This is a genomic window from Kitasatospora sp. NPDC051164 (assembly GCF_044455625.1).
In the GTDB taxonomy this organism is placed as follows: Bacteria; Actinomycetota; Actinomycetes; order Streptomycetales; family Streptomycetaceae; genus Kitasatospora.
Map to the genome: position 1 here is coordinate 23,009 of NZ_JBITFB010000036.1, position 17,259 is coordinate 40,267.

General features: G+C 70.5%; 16 protein-coding genes. 10 read left to right on the forward strand and 6 right to left on the reverse strand.

The genetic code is table 11. The features are described 5' to 3' along the window. Positions 1 to 695: 695 nt before the first annotated feature. From ACIBEC_RS38640 to ACIBEC_RS38650, 3 genes are all read right to left on the reverse strand, one after another. A complete protein-coding gene (locus ACIBEC_RS38640) occupies positions 696 to 1,253 on the reverse strand; it encodes a hypothetical protein (RefSeq protein WP_360505519.1) in 558 nt (185 codons plus the stop codon). Positions 1,254 to 1,670: 417 nt separating this feature from the next. Next, positions 1,671 to 2,348, reverse strand: coding sequence for a transcriptional repressor LexA (gene lexA / locus ACIBEC_RS38645; RefSeq protein WP_360505521.1), 678 nt, complete (start codon positions 2,346 to 2,348; stop codon positions 1,671 to 1,673). 119 nt (positions 2,349 to 2,467) lie between these two features. Next, positions 2,468 to 3,295 (reverse strand): OB-fold nucleic acid binding domain-containing protein, encoded by an 828-nt coding sequence (locus tag ACIBEC_RS38650; protein ID WP_360505592.1) that lies wholly within the window; start codon positions 3,293 to 3,295, stop codon positions 2,468 to 2,470. On the opposite strand from ACIBEC_RS38650, the gene ACIBEC_RS38655 reads away from it, so the two are divergent. From ACIBEC_RS38655 to ACIBEC_RS38665, 3 genes are all read left to right on the forward strand, one after another. Further along, positions 3,221 to 3,535 (forward strand): hypothetical protein, encoded by a 315-nt coding sequence (locus tag ACIBEC_RS38655; RefSeq protein WP_360505607.1) that lies wholly within the window; start codon positions 3,221 to 3,223, stop codon positions 3,533 to 3,535. The two genes, ACIBEC_RS38650 and ACIBEC_RS38655, sit on opposite strands and share 75 nt — an antisense overlap. 135 nt (positions 3,536 to 3,670) lie before the next feature. Next, entirely contained in the window at positions 3,671 to 3,967 is a 297-nt protein-coding gene (locus ACIBEC_RS38660; protein WP_360505522.1) for a cupin domain-containing protein, read from the forward strand. 33 nt (positions 3,968 to 4,000) lie between these two features. Then, positions 4,001 to 4,453 (forward strand): hypothetical protein, encoded by a 453-nt coding sequence (locus ACIBEC_RS38665; protein WP_360505524.1) that lies wholly within the window; start codon positions 4,001 to 4,003, stop codon positions 4,451 to 4,453. 542 nt (positions 4,454 to 4,995) lie between these two features. On the opposite strand, the gene ACIBEC_RS38670 is transcribed toward ACIBEC_RS38665, so the two are convergent. Beyond that, the gene (locus tag ACIBEC_RS38670) at positions 4,996 to 6,912 is read right to left on the reverse strand and encodes a hypothetical protein (RefSeq protein WP_396290033.1); all 1,917 of its coding nucleotides are present in this window, start codon (positions 6,910 to 6,912) and stop codon (positions 4,996 to 4,998) included. A 207-nt stretch (positions 6,913 to 7,119) separates the two neighbouring features. Here ACIBEC_RS38670 and ACIBEC_RS38675 point away from each other — a divergent pair, with 207 nt between their 5' ends. From ACIBEC_RS38675 to ACIBEC_RS38700, 6 genes are all read left to right on the forward strand, one after another. Continuing rightward, a complete protein-coding gene (locus ACIBEC_RS38675) occupies positions 7,120 to 8,778 on the forward strand; it encodes a hypothetical protein (RefSeq protein ID WP_360505528.1) in 1,659 nt (552 codons plus the stop codon). Positions 8,779 to 8,915: 137 nt separating this feature from the next. Then, positions 8,916 to 10,382 carry a phospholipase A2 gene (locus ACIBEC_RS38680; RefSeq protein ID WP_360505530.1) on the forward strand — a complete coding sequence of 489 codons (1,467 nt, stop codon included), beginning with the start codon at positions 8,916 to 8,918 and terminating at the stop codon, positions 10,380 to 10,382. 196 nt (positions 10,383 to 10,578) lie between these two features. Then, entirely contained in the window at positions 10,579 to 10,779 is a 201-nt protein-coding gene (locus tag ACIBEC_RS38685; RefSeq protein ID WP_360505531.1) for a hypothetical protein, read from the forward strand. A gap of 178 nt (positions 10,780 to 10,957) precedes the next feature. Continuing rightward, complete coding sequence (locus tag ACIBEC_RS38690) at positions 10,958 to 11,464, forward strand: hypothetical protein (RefSeq protein ID WP_360505533.1); 507 nt, start codon at positions 10,958 to 10,960, stop codon at positions 11,462 to 11,464. Between the two features lie 270 nt (positions 11,465 to 11,734). Next, positions 11,735 to 11,887 (forward strand): hypothetical protein, encoded by a 153-nt coding sequence (locus tag ACIBEC_RS38695; protein ID WP_157881831.1) that lies wholly within the window; start codon positions 11,735 to 11,737, stop codon positions 11,885 to 11,887. A 251-nt stretch (positions 11,888 to 12,138) separates the two neighbouring features. Further along, complete coding sequence (locus ACIBEC_RS38700; protein ID WP_360505535.1) at positions 12,139 to 12,600, forward strand: hypothetical protein; 462 nt, start codon at positions 12,139 to 12,141, stop codon at positions 12,598 to 12,600. A gap of 728 nt (positions 12,601 to 13,328) precedes the next feature. Here ACIBEC_RS38700 and ACIBEC_RS38705 read toward each other — a convergent pair. Further along, positions 13,329 to 14,546 carry a ParB/RepB/Spo0J family partition protein gene (locus tag ACIBEC_RS38705; RefSeq protein WP_360505537.1) on the reverse strand — a complete coding sequence of 406 codons (1,218 nt, stop codon included), beginning with the start codon at positions 14,544 to 14,546 and terminating at the stop codon, positions 13,329 to 13,331. Then, positions 14,543 to 15,739, reverse strand: a complete 1,197-nt coding sequence (locus ACIBEC_RS38710) for a ParA family protein (protein WP_360505595.1) — start codon at positions 15,737 to 15,739, stop codon at positions 14,543 to 14,545. The genes ACIBEC_RS38705 and ACIBEC_RS38710 overlap by 4 nt, the downstream gene beginning before the upstream one ends. A 580-nt stretch (positions 15,740 to 16,319) precedes the next feature. Here ACIBEC_RS38710 and ACIBEC_RS38715 point away from each other — a divergent pair. Continuing rightward, a complete protein-coding gene (locus ACIBEC_RS38715) occupies positions 16,320 to 17,258 on the forward strand; it encodes a MerR family transcriptional regulator (protein WP_360505539.1) in 939 nt (312 codons plus the stop codon). The last annotated feature ends 1 nt before the right edge of the window (position 17,259 follow it).

Sequence of the window (17,259 nt, forward strand, 5' to 3'; positions counted from 1 at the left end):
TTCGAAGACCAAGCCGGGGCCGAGGAATCGATCCGGAGAGCGGCGGACTTCGTGCGGGACAGCCTCGCGTCACTGCTCCCAAATTCTCCCCACGTCACGGCCGGCCAGGTCGTGGCTGCTGGGTAGCGACCTCCGCAGCGTCCCTCACGGCACTGCGACCAGAGCCCGATTCCTCTTGGAGCGGGATTCGGCAGGGGCAGGGTCACAGACGTCGTGGCCAGGTGACAGCTATCGCGACCGCTCACATCGGCCCCCTGCCAGGGCGGTTCGGCGCAGGCCGCGCCACACGGGCCGGCGGAGGCGGCCAGCGTCGGTGAGTTCGAGGAACTCGACCCTCGGCGTGCAGGTCGGGGCGGACGAACCGGACCACGGTGCCGCGCGGCAGCCCCAGTCCGGTGCCGGCGGTGAACGGGGACATCGGGGTGGCGATGCGGCGCAGGACGGCCGCCAAGGCGCGGCGTTCCGGTGTAGCGAAGCCGGTGACGACGGAGCCGGCGAACAGCAGCGGCCGCCGGATTCGGTTGGGACTCCGACGAGGACAACGCGTACCGATGCTTCGCCGGGGCCTTCGGGTAGCCAGCCGACGATCACGACGTCCGCGGCCCGCCGGTGTATTGGCGGGCGCACCCGATTCGAAGGGAGCGGAATTCAGTGCGTCCCTGTTCGTGGTGGCTACGACCTGTAACGATGCACGGTCAGGACAATGGCTGGCCGCCACGACCGGTGCGGCTGACACCCCGCGGCGAAAACGTCATCGGCCCGATCCAGCCCCGACGGACGAGCGCAATCTGAGACGGCAGTGGGGTCACCGGGTCGAGAGCCCTTCCGCGCGACCAGTTCTCGAACAACCCCTCGGTCGTCTCGACAGCAGACACCACCATGGTGACCTGGCAGTCCCCGTCATCCCAGGTATTCCACAGCGCCCAGCCCTCTGGTCGCGGGTCGACACCGATCCGCGCGCACGCGTCCTCGTAGTCCTCATCCACCCCGGCCGGCATGACCCCGGGCTTCAGGACCGCGGCACCGACGAGCCTGACCAGGGGACGGTCCTCATCCACACAGCCGTCGCCGTCGAAGTGGTAACTGCGTAGCACCCGGGCGAGCGCGTTCACGCTCCGCTGGAGCGATGTCGCGTCGTCCGGATCGCGCTCGAACGAGAGCCAGTCCTCGTTGGACGCTTCGACAGTGACTCGGTAGGCGAGGCGCTCGATCTCTCGGAGATAGTCCGATTCGCTGAGCTCAGGTGTGGTCATGGCGCGCAGTCTCGCATCAGGGTGCCCAATGTAGACACGTGTTTTCGACCGTCCCAGGCCGCCGCAACCTTCACTGGTCTCGCTGGATTTGAAGGTCGCTCGGGCATCCTGGCAAGATCCTTCTGGGTCAAGGTGACGTTCGTCGAGGGCTTATGTCTCCAGGGTGCAACTGCCCAAGCCCGCGACGAGGCTGGATGCGGCCGGTCGGCCGACACCGCAGCCGCCGGCCGGGGTGCCGCGTACGGGCCTCGTGCGGCGTTCGGCAGCCGAACTTCGCGTGGTGCCGTCGCCGGCCGCGGTGAGGCGCCTGCGGGCCGATCTCCCCTGGTGCTCAGCCCCTCGGATGACGACTTCGTGGGACGCTCGCGAGGGCGTGGCCTGGTGGCCGCCGGTCATCGCGTGGTGTCGTCCGTTTGTTCAGAGTCGGCGCAGGACGGCGACGACCTTGCCGAGGATGGTGGCGTTGTCGCCGTTGATGGGCTCGTAGGCAGGGTTGTGCGGCAAGAGCCAGGTCCGGCCGGCCTCGCGCTTGAGGCGTTTGACGGTGGCCTCGCCGTCGATCATCGCGGCCACGATGTCGCCGTTCTCGGCGACGGGCTGGCGGCGGACGACGACGGTGTCCCCGTCGGTGATGGCGGCGCCGGTCATCGAGTCGCCGCGTACTTCCAGGGCGAACAGTTGCCCGCCGCCGACGAGCCGGCGGGGCAGGGTGAGCTCGTCCTCGATGTGTTCCTCGGCGAGAATCGGGCCGCCGGCGGCGATGCGGCCGAGCAGCGGAACGATTGCGTCGCGCGGTGCCGGGCGCACGGTGGTGGCCGGGCCGTCGTCGAGGAGGCAGTAGGCGCGGGGGCGGTGCGGGTCCTTGGCGACCAGGCCCAGCTGCTGGAGCCGGGTGAGCTGGTGGGCGACCGAGCTGGAACTGGACAGGCCCACGGCCTGGCCGATCTCGCGGATGGACGGCGGGTACCCGTTGCTGCGGAGGTGGGTGCGGATCGCGTCGATCACCTGCCGCTGGCGCTCGGTGAGGCCGTCCTCGCCGATGCGGACGCCCTTGGGCCGGCCGCGGCGGGCCCGCGCAGGGGTGGTGTCGTCCATCGTCAGGTGCCTTTCGGTCGTTGCGGGGGACTGTATCCCGCCGCGGTGCGGGCGGTCATCCGCCCGGGGCGGGTGACCTGCGCAAACGCGGGCCGTCGGGATGGTGTGGGTGTGTCCGGTCATCGGAAGTCGCGGCTGCGGGCGCCGGGGGCGAGGGTGAGCGAGGTGAGGCGGGTGGCGACGAGGTTGATCGCGCCGTCCTTGCGTTCGGCGGTGCCGTGGACGAGCAGGCCGGCGTTGCCGAGGGCGACGCGGCGCTGGCGCTCCCACACATGGGGCTGGCAGATGATGTTGACGAGACCGGTCTCGTCCTCAAGGGAGATGAACAGGACCCCGCCTGCGGTGGGCGGGCGCTGGCGGTGGGTGACGAGGCCTCCGACGGCCACCGTCGTTCCGGGGATGGCGCTGTGCTTGAAGTGGGCGGCGGTCATGGCGCCGCAGCGGTCGAGGTGCGGGCGGGCGTGCTGGACGGGGTGGGCGGTGGCCGAGGCGCCGGTGGCCCACAGGTCGGCGATGGTCTCCTCGACGGCGGTCATCTCCGGCAGGTCCGCCGGGGCGGTGAGCGCCGGGGCGGGGCCGGGCAGCATGGCGCCGGTGGTCCGGGCGAGCAGTCCTGCGGACCACAGGGCCTGGCGGCGGGTCACCCCTAGGCTCGCGAAGGCACCGGCTGCGGCGAGGGCCTCCAGCACGGGCGCGGGGAGGGCGGTGCGCCGGGCGAAGTCCTCCAGGTCGCAGTAGGGGCGGGCGGCGGCGATCGCGTCTGCGTGCTCCGGGCCCAGTCCGCGCACCGCGGAGAGCCCGAGACGGATCGCGGGCCGGGCAGAGGCCCCTCGCTCTCCCCTGGCACCGCCCGCGAACGGGAGGAGGCCAAGGTGACCGTGGCCGCGGCTGAGGCAGCCGAGCGGGATGCCGCCGAACGGGCCGCCGCGGCCGAACAGGAGCTGCACGCCGTCAGGTCGGCCCGGCAGGGCGCTCAGGATGAGGCCGACCAGGCCGACGTCGAACTTCTCCACGCGCAGGAACGCGGCGACCGGGCCCGGGACACCGTCGCCCGGGCCGACAGCCGGGTACGGACCGCCGAGAACGCCGTCGACTCCGCCCACGCCCAGGCGTCCCGGGCGCACGAGGCCACACGGGAGGCGGCCAAGCGGCTGCGGAACCTGAAGGACGACGGCCGGGCCGGCTGACCCGCGACCGCATGACGTCCGGCCTGACGGCCCTCCGGGTCACCGGTCTGGCTGTCCCCCCGTGCACGGCCGTGTGCCCGGAACTACCGTCGCCATCAGGTCAACGACGCTCCACTCCTCAACCAGGAGATCCCCATGGCAGCTGACGCTGTGCAGGTAGCACCTGATGTATACAAGATCCTCTTCGAGAACGATCGGGTACGGCTTCTCGAGGCCCGACTCCAGCCTGGTGCCACGTCAGCCATGCACCACCATCGTGACAACCTCGTCTACAACCTCGCAGATGGGAAGGTGACCTTCACCGACGAGTCCGGCGAAACCGTCGAGGTCTCGCTCGCGGCTGGCGAGACGATGTGGAGCCCCGCAGTGGACCACTCCACGCACAACACGGGGAGCACCGAAGTCCGCTCGCTGCTGTTCGAGTTGAAGTAGCGGCCCGCACAACCGACACGTCAGCCTCAGCGGATGCCCGCCGGTGGTCAACGGTCACCCGAGAACCGCGTCCACAACCAGGTCACCGTGCCGGTCGCCCTGTACACGGCCACGCAGTCCCACGACGTGCGCTCCACCAGCTGCAGCGCGGCACATCCGACCGGGTCCGCAACAAGCGCGTCAACGAGCGCACCGGCACGAGGACAAGCTCGCCGCCGCCAGATCGCCGTCTCCACCGGCCCCGCCCCCGAGGCCGCCAACGCCGGCAGCACCAAGACGGCCGGGGCCGAGTCCACGTCGAAGCGCACCGGTGCCACGGGCAAGCGCACCAGCGCGACCGGCAAGCGGCAGCTGTCCCAGCTCACCAAGGCCGAGCTCTACCAGCGCGCCACCGACCTCGACATCCCCCACCGCTCCACCATGACCCGCGGCCAACTCCAGCACACCCTCGAACACACCACACGACCCCGACGCACCGCCTCGTAGGAGGCGGCGCGCACTCGGCAGCCGACGCAGCAGTCCCGCCCCCGGGCGGCCTGCAGGGAACGCCGATGTTTGCCCCCGCGAATCGAGGCAACAAGAAGCCCGGGCGGGCGGTGCACGGGCTCGGCCGGCAGACCTCTCCCCCCGGTCTGCCGGCCGAGCCCAGGGGACGAAGGTGAATCCGAAGTCCTCGGCGCCAAGCGTGGAGCAGCTCGTGGAGCAGGTGCGCAGCAGGCCGGGGGCCCTGCTGGCGGACTGCGGCGCGTACGGCTGCGACACCCAAACGGAACGCCGCCGAAGGGCGGGGTCTCGACGGCGGCGGTCACTGTGGGCCTCGCACCCGCCAGCGCCGCCGCCCGAGTGCGGCCGCAGTTGTGGCCGGCGGGCAGGGCATGGCGTGCGTGGCCACGGTGGATCTCCGCTCTCCTGTCGGTGACTGCTGCGAGGACCCGTCAGCCGGCTGCTCCGCGCTCGGGTTCGAGTCGGCACCGTGGGTCGATCGGCTGTCGGTCTCGCCCGGCGTTCAGGCGATGCCAGGGCCGGGATCAGGGCGCGACCGGGCCTCCGATCTTGGACCAGGCGCCGTTGGCGCCGGTGTACTCGTAGACGCCGGAGTGGTCGGGGCTGACGCCGTAAAGGTGGTCGTCGGTGGTGACGAAGGCGGCTCCGGGAGCGCCGATGCGGGTCCAGGTCCCGCGCGCGGGGTCGTACTGCTCCATGTCGCCGGTCGCCGCGTCGGTCGCGTAGAGGGTGGTGCGGCTGGTGAAGATGCGGTCGGTCGCGCCGCGGATCTGGTTCCAGTCGCTGTTGGTACCGGTGTACTCGAAGACCCCGAAGTGGTTGACGCTCACCCCGTAGAGGTGGTCACCGGTGGCGGCGAAGCCACTGCCGGGGGCGCCGATCCGCGTCCACGTCCGGCGGCTGCGGTCGTAGCGTTCGATGTCGCCGGTGGTCATGTCAGTCGCGTACAGCGTGCTGCCGCTGGTGAAGATGCGGTCGGTCGCGCCGCGGACCTGTTCCCAGGTGTCGTCGGCACCGGTGTACTCGAAGACCCCGTGATGATCGACACTCACCCCGTACAGATGGTCACCGGTGGCAGCGAAACCACTGCCCGGGCCCCCGATCCGCGTCCACGTCCCGCGCGCACGGTCGTACTGCTCGATGTCACCGGAGGCCGGGTCCGTCGCGTACAGCGTCGTCGCGCTGGTGTAAATCCGGCCGGCGGGGCCGCCGACCTTCGTCCACGCGCCGTCCTTGCCGGTGTACTCCTCGACGGCCGTACGGTCCGGGGCGATCCGGTACAGGTGGCTGCCGGTGGCGGCGACGGTGGGGCCGGCGGCGGCCGCCGTCGGTGCGGCGCCGGGTGCCGCAGGCACGCTCGCGCTCGCGGACGCGGTGCGGCCGGGGACAGGCGCGGGAGCCGCGGCACCATTGGTAGGCGCCGGACCCGGGGCCGACGGCAGGCCGGGGCCCTCTCCGGGCGGCGTCGTTCCCGCGATGGTCGGGACCCCGGACGGGGACGGCAGGTTGGGGTCGGACGGCAGGGAGAGGCCGTCCGGCGAGGCAGTGACCGCGGGCGCGGCGGTGTCCTCGCCGTGCCGGGGCTGCTGGTACCGGTTCGCGACCACCACCGCCGCGAGCAACGCCAGCAGAGCGGCCCACTGCGCCGGGGTCCGCCAGCGCCTCCAACCGCCGGCGGTACGTGGCCGGGAGCCGTCCGCTCCGCCGACCGGCCCGGGGGACGGCACTGCAGGGGCCGTTCTTGAAGCCGGCGCCACCGGGACGGAGGTGGAGGCGGCCGGAGCGGCACGGGGACGGGATTCGGCCTCAGGCCGGGCGGGAGAAAGGACCCTGGTCGCGGATCCGGCAGCAGAGGCGGCGGCGGGCTTGGCCGAGGATCCTGCACCTGGCCCGTGGCCGGGCTCAGCGGCGGCCCCGGCGTCAGGTTCAGGCCGGCCCGAGCCCGCTTCTGTGCCCGCCCCCGCGGCCCCGCCGGCGGTGTCCTCAGACCGGCTGTCGTGCACGGCCGACGCGTCGCCGGATGATTGTTCGCTGGTCGGTGCGGCTGAATCCTCGCTGGTCAGCGGATTGTTCGCGGGTCGTTCGCCGGCGGGCACGGGTCGTTCGCCGCCGCGGGACGGGCGCGGGGACACGGGGGACGACGGCGCGAGTTCGGTCTGGGCCTGCAGCGCGGCCACGTACAGCCGGCGGGCCTCCTGGAGCTTGGCCATCCGTGTGGGGGCGTGAGGGAAGCGGTCCTCGATCAGCTTGCTGAGCCGTTCCCACGGAATGATCTTGATGCCGGAGCGGTACTCGCTCCACACGCTCTTCACCCCTCCGTACTGCGCATGCAGCTCGTCACCCGTGCGGCCGTCGGTCAGCTTCCGCACACACCACGCGAGCGCGTTGGCCTGCTCGGTGCGCCCCTTCAGCGGCCCCTGTGCCCGCCCTGCTCTGCCCACCGGTTCCCCCCTCGATGATGACCGTCGCGTTCGCGGACGTTCGCCGGAGTTCGCGACGTTCGCCTGACCCTGGCACCGCTGACCTGCGGCGACAGCCAACGCATTCCGTTCGCCTCTGACGGACAATCACATCAGGTTCCAGTGTGGTGATCCACCGCTTCCGCCAAACCCGGGAAGCGGCCCCGCCCACCACCCGAAGGAACCGCCATGCGCCGCATCCCGCGCCCTCACCCGAAACGTCTGGCCGCGCTCGCCGGCCTCGCCCTCGTCGTCGGGGCCGCCGTCCTGCCCGCCCACGCTGACAGCAAGACGGCCCCGCAGACCCCTGCCCGCACCGGGACCCTCGGCAACGGCGCGGCCCCGGGCGGCCAGGTCACCCGCGAGCAGATCCTCGCCCGCGCCCAGGCCTGGGTCCGCCAGGGCGTCCCCTACGACCAGGGCTCCGCGTGGGCCGACGACGAGACCGGCGGCTACTACCGCAAGGACTGCTCCGGCTTCGTCTCGATGGCCTGGCAGCTCACGGAAAGCCTGGACACCGGCGGCCTGGTCCACGTCGCCGACCGGATCACCTGGGACCAACTGCAACCCGGAGACGCGCTGGACACCCCGTTCGACAAGGGCGGGCACATCATTCTGTTCGCCGGCTGGACCGACCAGGCCAAGGGCGACTTCCGCTACTACGCCGAGAGGAGGCCCCACACGACCACCAGCGCCTCCACCGCCAACCGGTACGCCGTGAAGATCGCCGACCACGACACGTCCGGATACATCCCGCTGCGGTACCGCAAGCTCACCGAAACCCCGCCCGCGCCGGCACCCGCGGCACAGCCTCCGGCACCCACCCCCGGGCCCGCACCGGCCCACGAGGCCGCCTCCTCGCCGGCACCCGCCGCCGCCCCGGCGCCGGGGGCACCCTCCAAACCGTCAACGCCGGCACCCGCTCAGAGCCCGGCACCGTCGACGCCGACACCCGTGCCTGCGCCGGCACCCGCGCCCGCGCCCGGGGACTCCGGTACCAGCGTCGCCGCGACCGGCAGCCGCCTGTACCGGATCACCCCGGACCACAAGGCCGTCGAGGAGTACACCGGCAAGGGCGATACGTGGACGAAGGTCCGCGGCGCGACCAGCCGCATCTACACCAGCCGCAGCACCCTCTACGCCACCGACGCCCAAACCGGCGACATCTGGCAGTACGAGCCCACCCGCAAGAACACCGGTGGCGACCTCCACGCCGTCGGCGTCGACGGGCCGTGGATCCGCATCGGCGGCCCCGGTGCCCAGTTCGCCGCCACCGCTGACCGCCTCTACGGCGTCAGCCCCGACCACTCCGGGATCTACGAGTACACCGGCACCCCCGGGGTGTGGAACCGGGTCCGTCTCACGGGCACGGACCGGATCCTCACCAGCGCCGGCACCCTCTACGCGGTCGACACCGCCGCCACCCCCGTCGGCGGCGACATCCACCAGTACGACGCCGCCAGCGGCCGCTGGACCGACATCGGCGGCCCCGGAGCCCAGTTCGCCGCCACCGCCGACCACCTGTACGGCGTCAGCCCCGACCACACCGGCCTCTACGAATACACCGGCATCCCGGGCGTGTGGGACCGGGTCCGCGGCACCACCGACCGGATCTACACCAGCCGCAGCACCCTCTACGCCACCGACCCGGTCACCGCCGAAACCCCCGGCGACATCCACCAGTACGACCGCGAGCGCCGCTCCTGGACCCGCATCGGCGGCCCCGGCGCCACCTTCACCGCCACCGACAAGCAGCTCTACGGCGTCAGCCCCGACCACACCGCCATCTACCAGTACACCGGCACCCCCGGCACCTGGACCAAGGTCGGCGGCCCCGTCGCCACCTGACCCGCCACGCCAGCGAGCCCGCGCACCAACGGCCGTCCCCTCAGACAGCCCGGCCGGCCGCTGCGCCCGCCCCGTGGCCGGCCCTCACGCCCGCCCTGCTCCACCAACCGAACACCCAACCATCCCAGGAGGAACCCGTGAAGCTTCCCATCCCCGCCCGCACACGACACGGCCGCCCGGCCGTCGACCGGTCCCCGGAACCGCCGCCCGCACCATGGACGCGGGCCCGGATCGTCCGGCTGCTGTGCCTCGTGATCGCGGGCGTCCTCGCCCTCGCCGTCTCCGCCAACGCCGCCACCGGCAAACGCGCCTTCCACACCTCCACGAACGCGGCCATCGTGCTGGGCGACCTCGTCGCGACCAAGGACAGCGCCTACGCCCTGACGAAGGACCGCACCGCCATCTACCGGTGGGCCGACAACCAGGACCGCTGGATCAAGATCGGCGGAAAGGCCAACCGCATCTACGCGGGCGAGGACTCCGTCTACGCCACCGACCCCGACACCGGCGACATCCACCGCTACGACTTCGACACCGGCTCGTGGCCGCGCATCGGCGGACCCGGCGCCGACTTCGCCGCCACGAACAAGCACCTGTACGGCATCAGCCCCGACCACTCCGCCGTCTACGAGTACACCGGCAAGGGCGACACCTGGACGAAGGTCGGCGGACCGGCCGACCGGCTCTACACCTACACCGGCAAGACACTGGCCACGAAGGTGGACCCGTGGCTCGGCCACCCCACCGACAGCGCCCTTTACGCCACCCAGCACGGCTCCGGCGACATCTACCGCTACGACGGCCGTGCCACGGCGTGGACCCGACTGGGCGGCCCCGGCGCCGAGTTCGCCGTCACCGACAACAACCTCTACCGTCTCGCGACCGACCACACCTCGGTGATGGAGTACGCCGGCCCCGGCGACAAGTGGAAGCCCGTCCGCACCGAGCGCACTGAACACCTCTACGCCGCCAACACCCTCTACGCCACCGACCGTGCGGGTGACATCCTCAAATACAACGGGCACCCGGACAAGTGGAACCGCATCGGCAACCCCGGAGCCGCATTCGCCACATCCGGCGACCACCTCTACGGCATCACCCCCGACGGCTCCGCCCTCAACGAGTACACCGGCAAGAACGACGTCTGGACCGCCCGCGGGGCTCCGGTCACCCCGGCCAGCCGCGAGGAGCGCATCGCCCACCTCGACCAACTGACCCAGCCCGGGCAAGCCGCGACCGACGCCTGGTACCGGGAACTCGGTGCGCACCGCAGCCACCAGCCCGACCGCTACGAGTTCAACTGGGACACCAACGTCTGCAACTCCCCCGCACCGGACAAGATCGCCGACTACGACTTCAGTCTCGCCTGCATCCGCCACGACTTCGGCTACCACAACTACAAGGACCTGTTCGGGGACAACGGCTTCCGTTTCAGCCTGACTGGCCCGTCCCCGAAGGAACGAGTCGACCAGATCTTCCTCCAGGACCTCAACAACATCTGTGACGACCCGGGCTTCCCGCGAAGGCACACCGCCGCCGAGCGCGAGGCATGCCGCCGGGTCGCCAACTCCTACTTCTCGGTGGTCGCCCTCTCTCACGGCTGACCGGCCGACCGCCCCGGCACACCGCGCCTGTCGCCCAGAACAACACCCCTGGGCGACAGGTCCCGGCGTTGCCTGAAGACGAGCCCTGGCCAGCCGCGCCCCCGGCCGGCCGGGGGCGCACCGGGGCGCAGGCCCGGGCCGCCTACCGGAAGCTGCGCAACCAGCCCCACCCCACCCTCTGTGAGGAGACACTCCCGTGCGCAGTGGTCCGAGCCTGTTCGAGATCGTCGCCGTGTCGGCTCCGATCCTGTGGCTGTTCTACCGCCTGGCCCTCGGCCACCACCGCGCCGCGATCCAGGGACGGGCGCTGCCGATGGGCCGCGGCTGCGGCGGCTACGGCTGCATGAGCGCCATCGCCGTCATCACCGTCGGCGCGCTCCTCCACTGGTGGGGCTGAGGCTGCGGCGTCATCCGCGACCGGACCGAAAGGGGCGAACGCGGGCCGAGACCGTCCAGGACGCGCGCGACACCCCCGGCCCACTCCCGCGCCCGCAGCGCTCGAACCCAGCGCGAACGCCCTATTCCCAGCCCCCAGAACGAACCTACGCTGCATCAAAACCCAAGGAGCGGAAGCCATGAAGGGACCTGACATCACGCGGCTGGTAGGACGCCGCACCGCACTGCGATACCTCGCCCTCGGCACAATGGCGAGCCTGATCGCCGCGTGCACCGGCAACAAGACCGAGGCAGGCGGCCCGAAGAAGCAGGCCCTCAAGGCCTTCGCCGTGGGCGAGTGGGACTACCAGTCGAGCGCCGGACACCAGGGGGTGCTCACCATCGCCGCCGACGGCCGGTGGTCCACCACCCAATGGGATGGACTCGCCGGCCAGTGGGACCTCGACGGTACCCGCCTGCGGGTTCAGTCGTACGACGACGACGTTCCCTTCGTCGTACCGGACATGACGCAGAGCGTCGAGGACGGATTCACCGGCCAGTACAGGCTGAACGAAGGCTGGTCCAGCGACATCGGGCGCACGGCCCAGGCCACCTACAAGAACGCACAGCTGACCCTCCACTTCCCCACCTACTCCGACGGCGGAAAGGGCAGCGGCCTCACCGTCACCTGCACCCGACGCAAATGACCACACGGCCCCCTGGGCCCCGTGCCTCCCGCCCCGGCGGGCGGCACACACCCGACGCCGCCCAGCACCCAGCCGCCACCGACAGCGTCCGGCAACAACAAGCGCCCGTTTCGCAACTCCCCCTCTACAACCGGTCGTTGGACGGCTCATTGAGCCGACAACGGGGCACGGGAACCTCGCCTGGATTTAAAGACTCATGGGCGACGGGCGCCTTGACCGGTGCTGTGTGCTCACTGACACTCAAATCCAAGCCAGCCAGAGGAGACAATCGTGTCTGACTTGAAAGGACCGTTCGGCAACGGCAACCACACCAGAGCATTCCTCACCGGACTTCAGCTCGGCAACAGCGGATGTGGCTGCCTGATCTTCATCGCGCTGATCGTGATCATCATTGCTGCGGCCAACGGGTTCCAGATGCACTAAGCCCAGGCGGCGAGGGGTCCTGCGGCGGGGGCGAGGAGCAGGGAGGCCTCGTCGGTGTTCCCGCGCGAAAGCCGCAATCGAAACGAGCGGCACCGGAAAGCGTTGACCGCGTCAAGGGACCGTTGCTGGCCAAAGAGCGGGAGGGAATCAGTCCGTCCGTACTCGATGGCCGTCTTGAGACCCCGCAGGACTGCGACGGTGGACCGCCTGTCTGCGCCAACCAGGCGGAGACGAGATCAGGGAGCCGCACCGTGATCAAGAGACTTCCCGTACTTGCCGCAGCTCTCGGGCTGCTCCTCGCACCCCTGGCCGGGACCGCGTCGGCGGAGCCCACCACACCACCGAAGCCCACAGTGGGCTCCGCCCTCACCAGCGGTGTGTGGAACAGCGCCACCTACAACCCCGACGGAAACACGAACACGGTCGAGATCAACCAGTACGTCGGCAGCGACGGCCACCACTACGTCACCGGCTGGCTGTATGCCGGGAGCAGCAACGTCGCGTTCTACTACGACCAGTCCTTCGACGGCGGCCGGACCTGGAACAGCTTCCTTGACCGGCGGTACGTGGGCCCTGGCGGCTGGTACACCCTGCCGACGAAGTACGACGACGGAGGCGTGTGGTACCGCGCCTGCTCAGCCGCCGAATGGGCGGGCAGCCCGTACGCGAACCCCCAATGGGGCTACAACATCGCCTGCACCAACTGGTACTGACCCGATCCCCGGGACGGCCCGCCGAATCCGGCGGGCCGTCCCGGCTTGCCGGGCACCAGAGCGGCGCCACGGGCGGGTGTACGAGGCAGGGCCTCGCCGCGCACCCTGATCGGGACACCCACCCGGGTTCAACGACGCCGCCCCCCGGGGCACGAGGACGAGGGCCACGGCCGCTGGGAGCAGCGGGCTGCCTACGGGCCACCCGCGCGGTGCTCCCCGGCCCGAATTCAGGCAGCGTGCAGGACGTCCGACAACGCGGTCTGCTGCCCGGCCAGCTTCCCGCCCTCGCGGGCCCTGTCCTGCCAGTTCCGGCGTGAGGGGATCGGGCCATGCAGGCGCAGACACGAGATTTCATGATCAAAATCCCTGGAAGGGGTCCGTGGCTGCCTATCCGTCAGCCCAGAAGCCCTACACACCAGCCATGCCCTGAGAAGCCGACCAAGTGGCCTTTCTGTGCCTCACTTTTCAGGCTTGCACATGTCAACGATCCGCATATGACGCGACTGTCCCCATTTGCGGTAGGACACCCGACTTGCACGGACATCGTGCTGGCCCGCCGGACGGAAGCGTAAACGCCGTTTACATCACAGAGCCTCCCTGCGAGCCACCCGCCGACGACTGCGCCACGCCCGGCGTGTAAACGCCGTTTACACCGTCCCGGTCCGGCGAGGACAGAACGGCCTGGGCACCTTCACGGTGCCCAGGCCGTCGGTCATAACCCGTGCTGATCAGCCGCCGGCCGTCCGTTCCGGTGCGTACTCATCAAGCCGGTCCAGCACCTTGGTGGCGACAACCCTCAGCTCGTCGGGTTGGAGGAAGCGGCAGAGCCACGTCGCCACTCCCTCGAGGTCGCGCCAGTCGGGCACCCCGGTCGCAGTTGGCGGAACCGTCGTCCCGCCGGCCTGCTGAGCCTGCCGGACCATGTCTGCGGGGAACTCCTCCGCGGAATACGTGATGCGGTCGCTCGCATCGATGCCGGCGTCGCGCTGGTCCGGTAGGCCCGAGGTGTAAACGCCGTTTACACCCGGAGGCTGTTCCGATGAGCTGCCGTCCTGGAGCTGGGGCGCAGTCGTCCTGTAAACGCCGTTTACACCGTCACCGGCGCGGTGGTTCCCGGCGGCAGGTGCCGAGGGGCGATCGCTCGCCTGCTCCCCCGCCGGACGGTCCGCGCGCTTGGCCGTCCGCGCCGCCTTCGCGGCCTGCTTCTCGGCGGCCGCCTGCTTCGCGGCCTCGGCCCGCTCGAGTTGCTCGGCCGGGGTGATCCTCCCTGACCGGGCTTCAGCCCCGATCCTGCGCGCGTCCTCGACGGCCAGCTCTCCGGTTCCTGTCTGCTCCTGAAGCTCCGGAGAGAGGTGGAGCAGGGCCAGCCGCTGTCCGACCCAGGCACGGGACTTGCCCAGCGCCCGCGCGACGGCGGCCTGGTTGCCCTCGTAGACCGTGTCCAGCAGCTGCTCGATCGCCTGGGCCTCTTCGAACGGCGACACGTCCTCGCGGTGCGCGTTGGCGATCAGAGCCGCCTCGACCATGTCCGAGGCACGCGAGACCAAGTCGTCGTTGAGGTCCACACGAAGGGTCTTGAGCCCCGCCTGCTGCGCGGCCCGCAGACGCCGGTTTCCATCGAGAGCGACGAAGTCCGCCTCGCCGATCGCATCCGACTGGTCCGGGTGCGCGTCGAGGAACGCGCCTCGGCTCACCACGGTGACGGGGACGATCTGCCGACGGGCCAGGCTCTCGGCGAGCTCGCCGATCGACTCCCTGTCGAAGGTCTTCCGGGGGTTGAGCGGGTTGAAAACGATCGACGACACCGGTGCCGACGACGCACGCCGCACCCGGCCCGTCGCGTCCAGCGCCTCGCTGCGCGCTCGCACCTCGTCCCCGCGTGCGGCGCCTTGAGCCAGCGCCCCGAACGACCCGCCGCCGCCCTGCAGCTTCTTGGCGATGCTCACGAGAGCCTCCGTCGGATCTCGCGCATGCGCTGTGCCTGGATGGATGTGGGTGCGTACATGAGCAGCGGCTGCTTGACGTGGACGGCCTCGCGCTGTTCCTTGAGGTCGGGGACGACGGAGACGACGGGCGGTGTGCCCAGGGACTGCCAGTTGTCGAGGGAGTGGGTGGCGACGTAGCCCTTGCGCTTGTCGAACTTGTTGACGACGAGTCCGAGCCGGTCGATGTCGACCTCGTAGTCGAGGCTGACGGTGCGGATCTGGCTGTCGAGCATGGCGTAGGCGTCGGCGGAGGAGTCCTCAGCCTCCACAGGGACGAGGACGCCGGAGGTGCCGGGTGCCTCGTTCTTGCGGCGGTGCCCGTAGTAGAGACCGGCGTCCATCGCCAGGCCGAGGTTCGGCGGGGCGTCGATCACGATGACGTCGAAGTGCTCTTCGAGCGGGGCGAGGGCGCGCTGGAGGCTGGTCTCGCGGGGGCCGCGGACGGATCCCAGGCGGGAGTCGAGCAGGAACGCATCGAAGCTTGAGGGCAGCAGGCTGAGGCGGCCTTCGAAGTGGTCCGGCTCGATGGCCACGACCTGGTCGAGGAGTGAGCCGACGACGCGGTCCCGGTCGACCATGTGGGTCACCAGGCTCTCTTCACCCGGCGGGGTCTGCTTGACGCCGAGCTGAGACGTCAGGTGGCCCTGCGGGTCGTAGTCGACGAGCAGGGTGCGCAGCCCGGGCAGGGCAGGCAGCTTCGAAGCGCCTGTGCTGGCGGGCAGGCCGAGCGCTATGGCCTGGCCTGTCCCGGCGGCGATGGTGGTCTTGCCGACTCCGCCCTTCTGGTTGCAGACGACGATCCGCCGGGTGTACTTGGGGATCGCCAGCTCGGCCAGGGAGACGTTGTGTGAGTCGATCCACACGCGGATCGCCTGGGCGAGGCCCTGGACGAAGGAGATCCCACGACCGGCGCAGTCCTCCTTGAACTCGTCGTACAGGCCGGGGGGGAGCCAGGTGTTCCAGCTTTCGGCCCCGGAGGTGTCAACGGTCGGGTTGTCCGTGGCCGGCCGGACACGCCACTGCTCGACAGCCTGGGCGACAGCGTCCTGCATGTCGATCCCGAGCTGCGCCGACCGGGTCTTGAGTTCCTGACGGAGGGCTACGGGAAGCTTCGACGCAACCTTTTCCCGCCCGCCTCCAGAGTTTTGAGTCATCATGGCGTCACCATAGTGGCGCCATGCGGGTTTAGGCACATCCTGCGGCCGTGTGTCTTCGGGCTTCTCTTCCGCCCGGGTGTAAACGGCGTTTACACGCGAGCTCACGGTGAGGCCCGTGGCACTGCGGCTTGTGCGCTCACGTCGCCCGGGCCGTGGAGCACAGGGATCCGACCGGCCAGGGCTCTTGACCCGGTGGCAGCCCGCGGCATGCGTCCCGGAAGACCCACGCCGTAGAGGGGCATGACTCCGGCCCCGAAAACACCGAAGGGCCTGCTTCCTTGGCACGACGCCGAGGAGGCAGCCCTTCGCTGTGCCGGCGATCGGATCCAGGCCTGCCGAGGACGAGTCACTCCCCACCCATCACCGCTAGCCGTTCATGGGCGGGGCCGTACCTGGGAGAGGCTCCACCAGTGGTTCCACTCCTTGCCGGGCAGTGAATGCCACAGGTCCAGCCGGTCGTGCAGCAGAGCAACTGTCAAGACCTGTGGATGAGGCGGGGATGGCCCGTCCCACGCCGGCGGGGTCTCCTGGGGGATGGGCTTGAGTCTCCAGTAGGGGGAGACGCGAAGGTGGGGGCATGGACGACGACGCGCTGTACACGATCGGAGCGTTGGCCCGGCGGACCGGGCTGACGGTGAAGACCATCCGGTTCTACTCCGACACCGGGATCGTGCCGTCGACTGACCGCAGCCCGGCCGGCTACCGACTCTATGACCTCCATGCGCTTGCGCGCCTGGACCTCGTGCGAACACTGCGTGACCTGGGAGTCGACCTTGCCGGCATCCGGCAGGTGCTGGACCGGGAGATCTCGGTTCCTGAGGTCGCAGCAGCGCATGCCGACGCTCTGGACGTGCAGATCCGCACGCTACGGCTGCGCCGCGCGGTACTGCGAGCGGTAGCCAAGCGGGGCTCCACCCCTGAGGAGACGGACCTCATGCACAAGCTCGCGAAACTCTCCGACGACGAGCGCCGACGCCTCGTCAACGACTTCATCGACGACATCTTCGGCGGCCTGGACGCCAACCCCGACTTCGTGGACATGATGCGCTCGGCCATGCCCGACCTGCCGGACGACCCCGAACCGGATCAGGTCGAAGCATGGGTGGAACTCGCCGAACTCACCCAGGACCCGGACTTCCGCACCGCAGTGCGCCGGATGGCACAGCACCAGGCAGCCGAACGCGCCCAGGGCGACACCACCGGACTGCACCACGACCTCACCGAGACGGTCCGCGAACAGGTCGGGCACGCCCTCACGGCCGGCATCGCCCCCACCTCCGCCGCGGCAGCACCCATCATCGACGCCCTCACCGCCCGCTACGCCCAGGTCTTCGGCCGCGCCGACGACACTGACCTGCGCCGCTGGCTGTCGACACGCCTGGAGGTCGCCAACGACTCGCGCGCGGAACGCTACTGGCACCTCCTGGCCGTCATCAACGGATGGCCCGCCCCGACAAGCCTCGCGCCGGTGTTCGCCTGGTTCATCGAGGCCCTGCGCGCCGGTTTCGAGCAGTAGC

Bases quoted from the DNA above. Each gene is read 5' to 3' on its own strand.
- ACIBEC_RS38640 (WP_360505519.1), bottom strand. From the start codon at position 1,253: ATGACCACACCTGAGCTCAGCGAATCGGACTATCTCCGAGAGATCGAG.
- lexA (WP_360505521.1), bottom strand. From the start codon at position 2,348: ATGGACGACACCACCCCTGCGCGGGCCCGCCGCGGCCGGCCCAAGGGC.
- ACIBEC_RS38660 (WP_360505522.1), top strand. From the start codon at position 3,671: ATGGCAGCTGACGCTGTGCAGGTAGCACCTGATGTATACAAGATCCTC.
- ACIBEC_RS38665 (WP_360505524.1), top strand. From the start codon at position 4,001: ATGCCCGCCGGTGGTCAACGGTCACCCGAGAACCGCGTCCACAACCAG.
- ACIBEC_RS38675 (WP_360505528.1), top strand. From the start codon at position 7,120: ATGCGCCGCATCCCGCGCCCTCACCCGAAACGTCTGGCCGCGCTCGCC.
- ACIBEC_RS38690 (WP_360505533.1), top strand. From the start codon at position 10,958: ATGAAGGGACCTGACATCACGCGGCTGGTAGGACGCCGCACCGCACTG.
- ACIBEC_RS38710 (WP_360505595.1), bottom strand. From the start codon at position 15,739: ATGACTCAAAACTCTGGAGGCGGGCGGGAAAAGGTTGCGTCGAAGCTT.
- ACIBEC_RS38715 (WP_360505539.1), top strand. From the start codon at position 16,320: ATGGACGACGACGCGCTGTACACGATCGGAGCGTTGGCCCGGCGGACC.